This window comes from Pseudomonas sp. fls2-241-R2A-110 (assembly GCF_030209165.1).
Classification (GTDB): Bacteria; Pseudomonadota; Gammaproteobacteria; order Pseudomonadales; family Pseudomonadaceae; genus Aquipseudomonas.
In genome coordinates, this window is sequence record NZ_JARVSN010000024.1 from 152,232 (window position 1) to 164,702 (window position 12,471).

Annotated in this window: 12 protein-coding genes; 4 read left to right on the top strand and 8 right to left on the bottom strand. The window is 60.6% G+C overall.

The annotated features are described in order from the left end of the window. Positions 1 to 18: 18 nt before the first annotated feature. Both QRN31_RS20400 and nudC read left to right on the top strand, forming a co-directional pair. Positions 19 to 831 (top strand): crotonase/enoyl-CoA hydratase family protein, encoded by an 813-nt coding sequence (locus QRN31_RS20400; RefSeq protein ID WP_285434089.1) that lies wholly within the window; start codon positions 19 to 21, stop codon positions 829 to 831. Positions 832 to 837: 6 nt separating this feature from the next. Next, positions 838 to 1,668, top strand: a complete 831-nt coding sequence (gene nudC / locus QRN31_RS20405) for an NAD(+) diphosphatase (protein ID WP_285434091.1) — start codon at positions 838 to 840, stop codon at positions 1,666 to 1,668. Here nudC and QRN31_RS20410 read toward each other — a convergent pair. Then, positions 1,636 to 2,415 (bottom strand): TSUP family transporter, encoded by a 780-nt coding sequence (locus tag QRN31_RS20410; RefSeq protein WP_259154910.1) that lies wholly within the window; start codon positions 2,413 to 2,415, stop codon positions 1,636 to 1,638. The two genes, nudC and QRN31_RS20410, sit on opposite strands and share 33 nt — an antisense overlap. Before the next feature lie 180 nt (positions 2,416 to 2,595). Continuing rightward, positions 2,596 to 3,834 (bottom strand): acyl-CoA dehydrogenase family protein, encoded by a 1,239-nt coding sequence (locus tag QRN31_RS20415; protein WP_285434092.1) that lies wholly within the window; start codon positions 3,832 to 3,834, stop codon positions 2,596 to 2,598. A gap of 343 nt (positions 3,835 to 4,177) precedes the next feature. Here QRN31_RS20415 and sfnG point away from each other — a divergent pair, with 343 nt between their 5' ends. After that, positions 4,178 to 5,272 (top strand): dimethylsulfone monooxygenase SfnG, encoded by a 1,095-nt coding sequence (sfnG, locus tag QRN31_RS20420; RefSeq protein ID WP_285434094.1) that lies wholly within the window; start codon positions 4,178 to 4,180, stop codon positions 5,270 to 5,272. A 125-nt stretch (positions 5,273 to 5,397) separates the two neighbouring features. Here the strand turns inward: sfnG and QRN31_RS20425 are convergent, their stop codons facing one another. Together QRN31_RS20425 and QRN31_RS20430 are read right to left on the bottom strand one after the other, a co-directional pair. Beyond that, positions 5,398 to 5,874, bottom strand: coding sequence for a nuclear transport factor 2 family protein (locus QRN31_RS20425; RefSeq protein WP_222586513.1), 477 nt, complete (start codon positions 5,872 to 5,874; stop codon positions 5,398 to 5,400). Between the two features lie 55 nt (positions 5,875 to 5,929). Further along, a complete protein-coding gene (locus QRN31_RS20430; protein WP_285434096.1) occupies positions 5,930 to 6,493 on the bottom strand; it encodes a TetR/AcrR family transcriptional regulator in 564 nt (187 codons plus the stop codon). 244 nt (positions 6,494 to 6,737) lie between these two features. On the opposite strand from QRN31_RS20430, the gene pssA reads away from it, so the two are divergent. Then, positions 6,738 to 8,081 (top strand): CDP-diacylglycerol--serine O-phosphatidyltransferase, encoded by a 1,344-nt coding sequence (pssA, locus tag QRN31_RS20435; protein WP_285434098.1) that lies wholly within the window; start codon positions 6,738 to 6,740, stop codon positions 8,079 to 8,081. 136 nt (positions 8,082 to 8,217) lie between these two features. On the opposite strand, the gene efeO (QRN31_RS20440) is transcribed toward pssA, so the two are convergent. From efeO (QRN31_RS20440) to efeU, 4 genes are read right to left on the bottom strand one after another with little or no spacing between them, the layout of a single operon-like run. Further along, entirely contained in the window at positions 8,218 to 9,042 is an 825-nt protein-coding gene (efeO, locus tag QRN31_RS20440) for an iron uptake system protein EfeO (protein WP_285434099.1), read from the bottom strand. Between the two features lie 23 nt (positions 9,043 to 9,065). Continuing rightward, entirely contained in the window at positions 9,066 to 10,364 is a 1,299-nt protein-coding gene (gene efeB / locus QRN31_RS20445) for an iron uptake transporter deferrochelatase/peroxidase subunit (protein ID WP_285434100.1), read from the bottom strand. Continuing rightward, positions 10,361 to 11,581 carry an iron uptake system protein EfeO gene (efeO, locus tag QRN31_RS20450; RefSeq protein WP_285434101.1) on the bottom strand — a complete coding sequence of 407 codons (1,221 nt, stop codon included), beginning with the start codon at positions 11,579 to 11,581 and terminating at the stop codon, positions 10,361 to 10,363. The genes efeB and efeO (QRN31_RS20450) overlap by 4 nt, the downstream gene beginning before the upstream one ends. A gap of 8 nt (positions 11,582 to 11,589) precedes the next feature. After that, positions 11,590 to 12,429, bottom strand: coding sequence for an iron uptake transporter permease EfeU (gene efeU / locus QRN31_RS20455; RefSeq protein ID WP_285434102.1), 840 nt, complete (start codon positions 12,427 to 12,429; stop codon positions 11,590 to 11,592). Positions 12,430 to 12,471 lie beyond the last annotated feature (42 nt).

The window sequence follows — 12,471 nt, forward strand, 5'->3', positions numbered from 1 at the left end:
GGTAAAAGGATCACTGCCATGTCTCAGTACACCGCGTTCACCGTCGAACTGGCCGATAAAATCGCCCATGTGCAGATTAACCGCCCGGAAAAGATCAACTCGATGAACGCCGCGTTCTGGAGCGAAATCATCGAGATTTTCCAGTGGATCGATGACACCGACGAGGTTCGTGTGGTGGTCTTGAGTGGCGCCGGCAAACATTTTTCCTCGGGTATCGACTTGATGATGCTCGCTAGCGTGGCCAATGAACTGGGCAAGGACGTCGGCCGCAACGCGCGCTTGCTGCGCCGCAAGATTCTCGCCCTGCAAGCGTCGTTCAATGCCGTTGATCATTGCCGCAAGCCCGTACTGGCGGCTATTCAAGGCTATTGCCTGGGCGGCGCCATCGACCTGATTGCGGCATGCGACATGCGTTACGCCGCTGAAGACGCGCAATTCTCTATCAAGGAAATCGACATCGGCATGGCCGCCGACGTCGGCACCTTACAGCGCTTGCCGCGGATCATCGGTGACGGCATGCTGCGTGAACTGGCTTACACTGGTCGCACCTTTGGTGCCGATGAAGCGCGCACGATTGGCTTGGTCAATCGGGTCTACAGCGACCATGCCAGCTTGCTGGACGGCGTGATGGGCATTGCCCGCGAGATCGCCGCCAAGTCGCCGATTGCGATCACCGGCACCAAGGAGATGATCAGCTACATGCGCGACCATCGCATCGATGACGGCCTGGAATACGTCGCCACCTGGAACGCCGCCATGCTGCAATCCACCGATTTGCGCGTGGCCATGGCCGCCCATATGAGCAAACAGAAACCCGAATTTCTGGATTGATTAAAAATGACTTCACGCTGGACCACTGCAGTACTGGACACCGATCAACCCGGCGGCTGGGCCGTGGCCCGCAGTCCCGAAGGTTTTATGTTCGATGACAATGGCGCGCTGTTCCCACGCGAATGGCTCAAGCGCCAGGACCTGTCGATCCTTGCCGAGCATGGCATCGGCCATCTGGATGGCGAGCCGGTCTATCTGCTGGAATTGAGCAGTCACAGCGAAGTACCGGGGTGCAACTGGAAGGGGCTGCGCGCCTTCATGCTCGACGGTGATCACACGGTGTACAAAGTGCTCGGTTATGCCGCGCAGATTGGCACCTGGTACCGCGAACACCGCTTTTGTGGCAACTGTGGCCAGGCGGCGACCCAGGTTCCTCGTGAGCGGGCGATGTACTGCGAGTCGTGTGACCTGCGCTATTACCCACGGATTTCGCCGAGCATGATCGTGCTGGTGACCCGGGGTGATGAAGTGCTACTGGCCCGTTCGCCACGCTTCGTGGCCGGGGTCTACAGCACGTTGGCCGGGTTTGCCGAGCCGGGTGAGTCGGCCGAAGACTGCCTGATTCGCGAGGTGCGCGAAGAGGTGCAGATCGAGGTCAAGAATATCCAGTACATGGGCAGCCAGTGCTGGCCGTTCCCGCATTCGATGATGCTCGGTTTTCATGCCGAGTACGCTGGCGGCGAGATTGTCTGTCAGGAAGACGAGATCGAAGACGCCCAGTGGTTCAACGTTCACGACTTGCCGCCGTTGCCGGCGTCTCGCTCGATTGCCCGCTACCTTATCGACGTCTACGTGGCGCGGCGTTTAGGCCACGCTGAACCAGTGTTGCCAGGCTAAGCGCACGGTCAAACCCAGCACCACGGTGATGAACACCGGACGGATGAACTTCGCACCGCCACTGATGGCGGTGCGAGCGCCGAAGAATGCGCCGACCATCACCGACAGGCCCATACTCAGGCCAATGATCCAGTCCACTTGCCCGGAAAACACAAACACAGACAGCGCCGCGATGTTGCTGACGAAGTTCATGCTGCGCGCCACGCCACTGGCCTTCACCAGGTCGATCGGGTAAAGCAGCAGGCTGCTGACCGTCCAGAACGCGCCGGTGCCGGGACCTGCTACGCCATCGTAGAAGCCGAGGCTGAAGCCTTGGGTCGATTGCCACTTTTTCTTGATCGGTGCGTCGCTGTCCAGTGGCGCTTTCGGCGTGCCACCAAACAACAGGTACAGGCCGCAGGCAAAAACGATCACCGGCAGCATCTTGTTCAGCCATTCCGCCGGCAGATAATGCGCGACCACGGCACCCGTCAGGGCACCGACCAGCGTGCCGACGATGGCATGTATCCATTGTCTGGGGTGGAACAACTTGCGCCGGTAAAAGGTGAAACTGGCGGTGGCCGAGCCAAAGGTCGAACTCAGTTTGTTGGTGCCCAACACCAGGTGCGGCGGCAGGCCAGCGGTCAGCAGGGCCGGGGTGGTCAGCAGACCGCCACCGCCAGCGATGGCATCGATGAAACCGGCAATGAAGGCGACGATGGCCAGAATGGCCAGGGTGGTGAGGTCAACGCTGAGTTCGAAAGGCATGGAATCGGCTTATTCGGCGGGGTGCAGCAAGGGGCTGCGGGGAAGGGCCGATATCTTACCCATATCCAAACTTCGCGGCGACCCGTCTGGCCTCTTCGCGAGCAAGCCCGCTCCCACAGGGATCTCCAGTGTTGTAGAGATCCCTGTGGGAGCGGGCTTGCTCGCGATGCCGGCGCTACATCACTTAGGTTGCGGCCCATTCCCGATCTGCCACACAAACGGCGGCTCTGTCCCGTTGATCGCCCAATCCCCGACAATCCGCGCCTTGTAGATCAGCGGATTGTGCGACGAGACCGTCCGCGCATTGCGCCAATGCCGGTCGAGCGATTTACCCGCCCGCACATCCGATGCTCCGAGCGCATTGAACAGCTGCGTGGTCGCCCGCAGGATCAGCTCCGAAACCACCACCTGCGCCTTGGCCGATTCGATTTCCGCCGCAACATTCGCCGCCTGCTCCAGCACTTCATCACCCGAGAACCGCGCCAGATACGCTCGTTGCACCGGTTGTGCGGCCTTCAAGGCTGTTGCTTCGGCGGCATACACAAGGGCGGCGATTTCCCCGACCACCTGCTGCACCTGCGAGTCCTGGCTGACCTGCGCCGCATTGCCATGGCTGTAGATGCGTTTGCGCTCGCGCACCTGATGAGCCACGTCGCGCAATGCCGCGCGGCCGATGCCGGCCTGGGTGGCGAGCAGCACCAACTGATAAAACGCGGTCTGGTATTTGAACCGGGTGGCGAAATCGATGAGGTTCTCGGCGTCCACTTCCGCGTCGATAAACCGTGACGTTCCGCTGCCGGTGGTGCGCTGGCCAAACCCGTCCCAGTCATCGCTTTGGGTGATTCCCGGCTGACGAGTGCGGACCGCGGCAATCACGTCGCCGCCGGTGTCGCTGCGCTGCGCATAGACGTCGATCCAGTCTGAAAACAGGCTGCCGGTGCTGTAGAACTTCTCGCCGTTGAGCCGCCAATGATTGCCGTGGGGCGAGACCTTGGTGATGACGTCGCCAATCGCCACGCTGCCGATCTCAGTCCAGGCGTTGCCGACGAGGTCACCGTCGACAAAGCGTTTGAACCACAGGTCCCGGCCCGGTCCCGGCGGTGCGTTCAAGCGGTCCTCTGCAAAGGCGAAATGCCCGCGCAGGGCCTGGGGCACGTTGGAATCGGCTTCGGCCAGTTCGATCAATAGCTCGAACAACTGGGGCAGGGACGCGCCGCCACCGCCATATTCAACCGGCACCCGTACGGCACCGAAACCGGCTTCCTTCAGCCATGTGATCGGCTCGTGCGGCAGGCTGCGCGATTGTTCGCGTTCAATGGCGCCAGCGGCAATGCGCTGGAAGATCGGACGGAATCTCGAGGCCAGTGCCTCATAGTCAGTGCCAATGGACAGAGGATTGATGATCTGGTGTTCGGTCATGGGTCGGCTCCTTGGAACGGCGGTGAGTGCCAAGGGGATTGCAGGGTCCATGCCGAGTTTGAGAACCCCGTCATTGCGGGCTTACACGAGTTTTTAGCCATCGCAACTGTTGCCGTACCAACAGTCCATCAGCAAATTGCCCCAGACCTACCCGGATTTTTGTGGGAGCGAGCTTGCTCGCGATAGCGGTATATCAGCTAATGAAGATGTTGAATGACACACCGCAATCGCGAGCAAGCTCGCTCCCACAGGGATTTCACTTGGCTCAAGGCATTTACGAATCCACGCTGGCACGGTTGCTGCTCTGACCCAAGGACTTCCCCAAAGTCCCGAGGACAAACCAATGAGTCAGCAAGCCGTCAAATTTGCCTACTGGGTGCCGAACGTCAGCGGCGGGCTGGTGGTCAGCAAGATCGAACAACGTACCCACTGGGGCATCGACTACAACCGTAAACTGGCGCAACTGGCTGAAGAAGCCGGCTTCGAATACGCCCTGACGCAGATTCGCTTCACTGCCGGTTATGGCGCCGAGTTCCAGCACGAATCCGTCGCCTTCAGCCATGCGTTGCTGGCTGCGACCACCCAGCTCAAAGTCATCGCCGCGATCCTGCCAGGCCCTTGGCAACCGGCGTTGGCGGCCAAGCAACTGGCGACCATCGATCAACTGACCAATGGCCGGATTGCGGTGAACATCGTCAGTGGCTGGTTCAAGGGTGAGTTTCAAGCGATTGGCGAACACTGGCTGGAACACGATGAGCGTTATCGTCGTTCCGAAGAGTTCATCCGCTCGTTGAAAGGCGTCTGGAGTCAGGACAACTTCACGTTCCGTGGCGACTTCTACCGCTTCGACAATTACAGCCTCAAGCCCAAGCCTCTGGGGCAGCCGGAAATCTTCCAGGGCGGCAGCTCGCGCGCGGCACGGGACATGGCGGCACGGGTGTCGGACTGGTACTTCACCAACGGTAATACGCCGGAAGGGATCAAAGCCCAGGTCGACGATATTCGCATCAAGGCGGCGGCCAACAACCACTCGGTGAAAGTCGGCGTCAACGCGTTTGTTATCGCCCGCGACACCGAAGAAGAGGCGCGAGCGGTGCTGGCGCAGATCATCGATCAGGCCGATCCGGAAGCGGTCAATGCGTTCGGCGATGCGGCGAAGCAAGCGGGCAGGGCGTCGCCAGAGGGTGAGGGCAACTGGGCCAAGTCGACCTTCGAGGATCTGGTGCAGTACAACGATGGCTTCAAGACCAACCTGATCGGCACGCCGCAACAGATTGCCGAGCGCATCGTGGCGTTGAAAGCGGTGGGTGTGGATCTGGTGCTGGCCGGCTTCCTGCACTTTCAGGAAGAAGTGGAGTACTTCGGCAAGCGGGTGTTGCCGTTGGTGCGTGAGCTTGAAGCCAAAGCGCAGGTGAAGCCGCAAACCGCAGTCGCCTGAACACCCACGATCGTTCCCACGCTCTGCGTGGGCATGCAGCCCGGGACGCTCCGCGTCCCTGAAGTGGACGCGGAGCGTCCGGTGAGGCATTCCCACGCAGAGCGTGGGAACGATCAGTATTTGGTTTACAGACCGAGGTCGGAAAGGCCCGGGTGGTCGTCAGGACGGCGACCCAGCGGCCAGTGGAACTTGCGCTCGCTTTCCTTGATCGGCAGGTCGTTGATGCAGGCAAACCGGTTGGCCATCAAACCGTTTTCATCGAACTCCCAGTTTTCGTTGCCGTAGGAACGGAACCAGTTGCCCGAGTCGTCGTGCCATTCATAGGCGTAACGCACGGCGATGCGGTTGCCGGTGAAGGCCCAGAGTTCTTTGATCAGGCGGTAATCCAGTTCCTTGGCCCATTTGCGGGTCAGGAAACCTTTGGCTTCTTCGCGGTTGTAAGCGAACTCGGCGCGGTTACGCCACTTGGTGTCCAGGGTGTAGGCCAGCGATACGCGTTCCGGGTCGCGGGAATTCCAGCCGTCTTCGGCCAGGCGAACTTTTTCGATCGCGGATTCACGGGTAAACGGCGGCAATGGCGGACGAACTTCAGCGTTAGACATTTAAGGTCTCCCTTTCAAATTAACGTTCAGGCAAGTTGTCGGGCTTATTTAAGTGTTACAGGTCCAATAACTTTCGCGCCATGCATTGCGCATTATCGGCGGCACTGTGATCACCCATCACAAGCGCTACGGTAATGGCACCGTCGATCAGGATCAGCAGCTGTCTGGCCAGCGTCTCCGGGTCGGCAGCCCCATATTCGGTGCAGAGCTCGCGCACGTAGTCGAGCAGCTTTTGTTTGTGGTCTTTGGCTACCCGGCGAACCGGGTCTTGCGGATCTCCGGTTTCACCACTGGTATTAATGAATGCGCAACCGCGAAAGCCTTCCGAGTCGAACCATTCTTTGAGCACGGTAAACAGGTTGAGCAGACGCTCGGCCGGGGTTTGCGCCTGATCGACCGCGGTTCTGAACCAGTTCATCCAGCGTAAATCGCGGCGTTGCAAAGCGGCGACGGTCAGCTCCTCCTTGTTGGCGAAGTAGCGGTAGATACTTTTTCTGGAGACGCCGGCGGTTTTCACCAGAAGATCCATGCCAGTGGCGGCGATGCCACTTTTGTAGATCAACTTTTCGGTGACATCCAGAATAATGTCGCGTGTGTCGTTGCTAGTGATTTCGTTCATGTGGCGAACAGTAGAACGATCGTTCTCCTTGGTCAACAGGTTTTATGAAGATCGTTCCCACGCTCTGCGTGGGAATGCATCCCGCGACGCTCCGCGTCGCCTCTCAGAAGCGGACGCAGAGCGTCCATGGCGGCATTCCCACGCAGAGCGTGGGAATGATCGGTCGATCGGTGCAGTAACAAGACCCCAGCGGATCCATGGTGTAAGCTCTCTGGCTATTCGGAATTGACCCTTTGCGAGCCCTATGCCGTCGCTTTTCAAACGCTCTCTGCTGCCTAAACTGCGCAGTTTTCCGCTGACCGCCGATGCCGTCACCATCCTTTCCGGCGCCGCCGAGTTTCGACGTTGCCTGCTGGAAAAAATCGCCAGTGCCACTCAGCGCATCTACATCGTCGCGCTGTACTTGCAACAGGACGAAGCCGGTCAGGAAATCCTTGATGCCCTGCACGCCGCCAAACTGGCGCGTCCGCAACTGGATATCGTGGTGGTGGTGGACTGGCTGCGCGCCCAGCGCGGGTTGATCGGTGCCGGCAAGCAGCCAGGCAACTCGGCCTGGTATCAGGAAGCGACCCGTACCCACGAAAGTGAGGTGCCGGTGTACGGCGTGCCGGTGCAGACCCGCGAGCTGTTCGGCGTGTTGCATTTGAAGGGCTTTGTGATCGACGACTGTGTCATCTACAGCGGCGCGAGCCTGAACAACGTTTACCTGCACAAATTCGACAAGTACCGCTACGACCGCTATCACCTGCTGCAGAATCACGCGCTGGCCGACTCGATGCAGCACCTGATCCAGCACGGTTTGATTGCTTCCAAAGCCGTGCATCGTCTCGATCTGCCGAACCTGCCGACCACCCGCAGCCTGCGCAACGACATCGGCGATTTACGCAGCCGCCTCAAGCACGCCACGTACGACACCACGGCAGGCACCACGGAGAAAACCGGGTTGTCGGTCAGCCCGTTGCTCGGTGTGGGCAAGAACAATCCGTTGAGCCGGGTGATTTGCGAGTTGATCGCCAGCGCCCAGCATCAGCTGACCATCTGCACGCCTTACTTCAACCTGCCGCTGGCGGTGACCCGGGAGATCAACCGGGCCCTGGGGCGCGGCGTGAAGATCGACATCATTGTCGGCGACAAGACCGCCAACGACTTCTACATCCCGCCGAGCGAGCCGTTCAAGGTGATCGCGGCGCTGCCGTACCTTTACGAGATCAGCCTGCGACGCTTTGCCAAACGGCACCAGGAAAGCATCGACAGCGGCAAGCTCAACCTGCATTTGTGGAAGGACGGCGACAACACCTACCACCTCAAAGGCATGTGGATCGACAAGCGCTACACCTTGTTGACCGGCAACAACCTCAACCCGCGCGCCTTCCGCCTCGACCTGGAAAACGCGCTGCTGATCGATGATCCGAAAGGTGAACTGCTGGAGTCGCGCAGCAAGGAGCTGGGGGAGATTTTCCAGAACACCGCCCGCATCGGGCGTTATCAGGATCTGGACACTTTGCTGGAATACCCGCCGGCGGTGGCCAAGTTTTTGAAGCGTGTCAGTCGGGTGCGGATTGAACGGTTGTTGTATCGGATGTTGTAAGCGTTACCGCGCATCTGTGTAGCCTGCAAAAATGTCATCGCGAGCAGGCTCGCTCCCACAGGGGATTTGGATTGAAACCAGATCCAGTGTGGGAGCGAGCCTGCTCGCGATGGGGCCCGCTAAATCACTGCAAAAATCAGTTCAAACCCAATTTCCCGCGCAACGTCGACAAATCCTCAGCCAGCGTATTCACCGGCCCGACCAACGCCTTGCGGTCGTTGTCTTTGACTTTGTCGTAGGTCTCAAAACCACCGTCCTTGGTTTTGTACTTGGCCAGAACCCGGTTCACGCTGGCGAAGTTCTTGTCGACTTTGGCGATAAACGCGGCGTCCTGTTTCTCGATCTGCGGACGGAACAGGTCGACGATTTTCTTCGCACCGTCGATGTTGCCCTGGAAGTCATACAGGTCGGTGTGGCTGTAGCGATCTTCTTCGCCGGAGATCTTGGTCGCCGCCACTTCTTCCAGCAGCGCCGCCGCGCCGCCGACGACTTTCTCAGGCGGGAAGGTCAGGCCGGCCACGCGGGTTTGCAGGTCTTTCACGTCCTTGTCCAGGCCATCGGCGAGCTCGCCCAGGCCCTGGGTGCTCTTCTCGGAAAACAACGAATATTCGATGCGGTGAAAACCGGTGAAGTCTTGCGCCTTCACACCTTTTTCGTGGTCGTCGACACGGGAGTCGATGGACGCATCGAGGTCACTGAACAGCTCGGCAATCGGCTCGATGGACTCGTAGTAAACCCGGGTTGGGGCGTAGAGCTTTTGCGCGGTGGCCAGGTCGCCTTTTTTCACCGCCTCGGTGAACTGCCGGGTGTGGCTGGCCAGTTCGTCCAGTTGCTCGGTGACGTAGATCTTGTAGTCCGAAACCGGTCCCACCAGATCCATCGGCGCCGTCGCTGCGAAAGCCGAAAGCGGAGTGTTGAGCAAGCCTAGGGTCAGCAATAACGCGAGTGGCGACTTTTTCATATGACGGTTCCGTGTGGGGGTATTTATGCGGTTGTTTTTGCAGAAGCGGCGTCAAGCAGCGAGCGACCGATGAAGTCCTGATCGCCCGTCACACCCGGCAGGGTGAAGAAGTACCCTCCGCCGACGGGTTTGAGGTATTCCTCAAGTGGCTCGCCGTTGAGTCGGGTTTGCACGGTGATGAAGCCTTTTTGCAGATCGGCCTGGTAGCAGATGAACAGCAGGCCCATGTCGAGCTGACCGTTCTTGTTCACCCCGTTGGAGTAGTTGAACGGCCGGCGCAGGATCAGGTTGGCTTGGCTCGCGGCGGTGCGCGGGTTGGCCAAACGGATGTGCGCATCGAGCCTGGTCAGCTTGCCTTCCGGATCCTTGGCATAGTCCGGGACCTCGGTTTCATGAGCACCGCCCATGGGCGCACCGGAACTCTTGACCCGACCGAGAATGCTTTGCTGTTCCTGCAACGGCGTGCGGTCCCAGCGCTCGACGAAGTTGCGGATGATCCGCACGGCCTGATAACTGCCATTCGCCGCCCACGCCGGTTCGTCGCTGCCGGGCTGGACCCAGACAATGCGATCCATGGCCTTGGCATCGTTGGAATTGGGGTTGGCCGAGCCATCGCGAAAACCCAGGAAGTTGCGTGCGCTCTGCGCCGGCATTCCGGGTTTCGCCGGGGCCTGTGGCGGCACGCTGCCTTCCTGTTTCCAGCGCACCAGCAGCAGGTCCGGCAGGTTTTTCACGATGTCGCGCAGGGCGTGGATATTGGTGTCGGTGGTGTTGGCGCAGAACTGCAAACTCAGGTCGCCGTGGCAGCAATCGGCTTCCAGCGCATCGTTGGGGAAACCGACCATGCGGATCAGCCGCTTGGGCTTGACGTCGGCCAGACCGAAGCGCTCATCGAACAGCGACTCGCCGACCGACACGGTGATGGTCAGGTTATCGGGTGTCACCACCGGGCCCAGAATCCCCGAATCCACGGGCGGCAGTTTCGGGTCGACCTGAGCCACCGGGCCACCCTTCATCAGGAACGCGATGCGCTCGTTGAGTGTACGGAACAGCCGCTCCAGGTCCTGGCGGTCGCTGGCCAGCACATCAAACGACACCAGCATGCCGGACGCCGGACGCGGGGTGACGATGCCGGTCTGATGCTGGCCGTGGAAGGCGTGGCGGTCTTCGGTGTTGTCGCTGCTCGGCGCTTCGGTAACTTGCGCAGGGCTTGCGGCCATCGCCGGGCAACTGAGCGCAGCGCCGGCCAGGGCGACGCCGGCAGCGCCCATGCCCATCAGTACGCGGCGGCGCTGGAGATTGAAGTGTTCTGAGTCGTTCATCGGTTTGAGTCTTCTGCGGACAGGCCGGAAAGGCCAAGGGCGGGATCGATGCCATCGAGTGCGTCGGCCAGTGTCCTGGCCTTGTCGGCGATTTGTTTGCGCTGCTCGGCGCTGACCGTGTCGTAGCTCGCGTAGCCGTCCTTGAGCTTGAAACCGTTGAGGTCGGCGTCGAGGGCGGTGATCGCGCTGTCGACTTTCTGCAGCAATTGGACGGCGGACTTGCTCAGCAGCGGGCGCAACAGGTCGACGACTTTGCGCGTCGCATCGAGGTTGGCCGCGAAACCATTCAGGTCGGTGTGGCTGTAGCGTTCTTCTTCACCGCTGCTGGCGCGCACTTCGGCGAGGCTGTTGAGATTGCGCACGACAATGCTCACCAGTTGCTCCGGTGGCAGCGACTGGGCGAGCAATTGCTGCTTGAGCGTGGTGACATCGCGGCTCAGCCGCTGGGCCACCGGCGCCAGATCAACGAGCGTGCGTTGCTGGAACAGCGCGTACTCGATGCGGTGGAAGCCCGCGAAGGCGGGGTCCTGCTCGCGTTTTTCGAAGTAATCGGCGCGGGCGTTGATCGCGTTGTCCAGTTCGGCCAGACGCTGGGCGGCCGGGGCAATTCGTTGATAAGCGGCGCGGGCCGGTGCATACAGTGCCTGTGCCTGGCTCAGGTCGCCGGCAGCAATGGCGTGTTCAAGTGCGTTGACGGCTTTGATCAGCGCCGTGCTTTGGCTGCTCAGGTACACGCGAAATTCCGACAAGGGCCCGATGAACGCGACCATCGACGGTTTGGCCTGGGCGGCAGCCTCTGACGCGGCCGTCGGGGTGACGTGCAAGGTGCCGCGCGGATTGCTGAGCAGGCCGCAGGTGATCGCGTAATCGCCGGGCAACAGGTTGGCGTTGATCACCTGGCTCAAGCCCGGCGCAATGTTTTCCCGTTCTTCGAGCACCAGCACGCCGTCGAGGATTTCCCATTCCACCGCACGGTCCGAGCGATTGACGATGCGGAAACTGGCTCGACCGGCCGGCACCGTCAGTGCATTCGGCTCGCAGCTGTGCGGGTGAATGGTCACGACCACTTCGTCATGGTGGGCCTGGCGCTTGGCCGCCGCCCGTTGCGAGGCGTAGTAGAACAGGCCGCCGGCGGCAATCATCACGATCACCGAACCGGCCACCGCCCAGCGCAAGGCGCGGGGAGGGGAAGCCTGGGAAGGGGCTGGATTTGGCATGGGAGCCCTTACTGACTGGAAGCGGAAGAGGGGTGTTTAGCGGGCGTCGGCGCGGGGAGAAAAAACATCACCAGCGCCACCAGCAGATAGATCAGATAAGCCCCGAGCGTGCTGACGGTCGGCGCGTCCTGATAACCGAACATCCCCGCCAGCACCGAGCCCAGTGGGCCATCCATCGGCAGCGTTGCGCTGAAGTCGAACAGCACCGTTTGCAGGTGATTCCAGATCCCGGCTTCATGCAGCGCTTGCACCGAGTTGGCGAGGATCCCGGCGGCCACGACGAGGATGAACAGCCCGGTCCAGCGGAAGAACGCACTGAGGTTCAGGCGCATGCTGCCGGTGTAGATCAGGAAGCCGACGATGATCGCCAGGATGAGGCCGAGCAGGGCGCCAATCGGTGCCGCCGGGCCTTCGCTTTGCTGGAACACCGCCAGCAGAAAGAACACGGTTTCCAGGCCTTCGCGGGCCACGGCGAAAAACACCATGGCGATCAGCGCCGTGACTTGGTGCCTGGAGCCGGTCAGTGCCTGATCGAGGGACACGTGCAGCGAATGCTTGATCGAACGCGCCACTTTGCGCATCCAGAACACCATCGAACTGAGGATGCCAACGGCGATCAGGCCGACCACGCCTTCAAACAGCTCCTGCTGTTTCTGCGGAAATTCGGCACTGACCAGTTCCAGCCCGCCGCCCACCAGCAGCGCCAGTGCAACGGCGAGGAACACGCCAATCCACACGGCGGGCATCCACTGGCCACGGCCGGTCTGTTGCAGGTAGCTGGCGATGATGCCAACGATCAACGCGGCTTCAATGCCTTCGCGCAGCATGATCAGAAAGGGGACAAGCATTCAGCACCGTTACGAAGCTAGATAGGGTGCTAATTTGTAACA